This window comes from Kamptonema formosum PCC 10802, assembly GCF_000332335.1.
Lineage (GTDB): Bacteria > Cyanobacteriota > Cyanobacteriia > Cyanobacteriales > Oscillatoriaceae > Oscillatoria.
On the sequence record NZ_KB235948.1, the window covers coordinates 6,900,525 to 6,901,541 of the forward strand.

Genomic DNA, 1,017 nt, shown 5'->3' on the forward strand with positions numbered 1-1,017 from the left:
GATTTTCTTCCCGGTAGTATTCCTCCTGCACCTGCAGCAGCTTTGAGAGACAGCCGCAAACTTGTTCAGGAGTCACAGGGTTGCGGAAAGGCTCAAACAGACAGGGGGTAGCCATAAATCGCCCTAGCAGTCCCAGCGTTTCTGGAGCGCCGGCTGACTGGGGTGCCGGTGCGAACCAAACATCGATTTGTCTGGCTTCTCCCGCCACGCGGCGTGGCGCTTGCACTGTGCCGTAAGGCGATAGCATTGCCTCCAGGTAGTCTTTGGCAAATTGGTCGTGTATGAAGCGAGTCATTTGTCTGTAACTTGAGTAGATAGCACTCGTGTATATGATACTATTTTATCAGATAAAGCGAGTTTTCTACTGGTTTGTTACGCACCGGCTGCCTTCGTTTGTTGCCGGGACTTTACAATTGCCGGTGGGTGTTTCCGGAATTGTAGGGTGGGTTGCGCGGTTGAGCGCAACCCACCTTCCCCTTATGCAAACCGCGCTAATATTTCCTTGCCTCTTAAGTCCGCGAAGGCGGACTTCGTTTGTATAGCTGCGATTTCCAATCGCCGGGGATCTCGGTTTCCCGCGCTGGTTTATAGCGCTTTCCCATCGCCAGGAGGAGATATTTCTACTCGCTGAATCCTCAGATCCTGGCGACTGAAGTCGCGGCTATACAGACAAAACCCGCCTACGCGGGTTTGACAGCGATTTCCACTCGCCGAGGGATGTTTCTCCCCCAATTGTAGGGTGGGTGGCGCGGTTGAACGCAACCCACCTTTCCCTTATGCAAACCGCGCTAAGAGTTCCTCGCGGGATAATTGCAGCAGCAAGGGAGTAAACTCCTCTGCCGGCAACGCCAGCAATCGGTCAATAATTGCTGACAGTTGTTCATCTAGATCCCCGAAGCGGACTCGCAGCAAGTTTTCTACCACTCGCCGCTCACCTTCCCGCGTAGCGCGTTCTATATCTTGGTCGTAAAGTGGTGCCAATCGCATAAACAACTCCCGATCTTCCTCATCTACATT

The 1,017-nt window shown here is 53.1% G+C and carries 2 pseudogenes; both read right to left on the reverse strand.

What is annotated here, in order from left to right:
* A pseudogene (locus tag OSC10802_RS53435) lies at positions 1-295 on the reverse strand (hypothetical protein); the annotation flags it as partial.
* Positions 296-774: 479 nt separating this feature from the next.
* Positions 775-1,017 (reverse strand): annotated as a pseudogene (locus tag OSC10802_RS42515) (hypothetical protein); the annotation flags it as partial.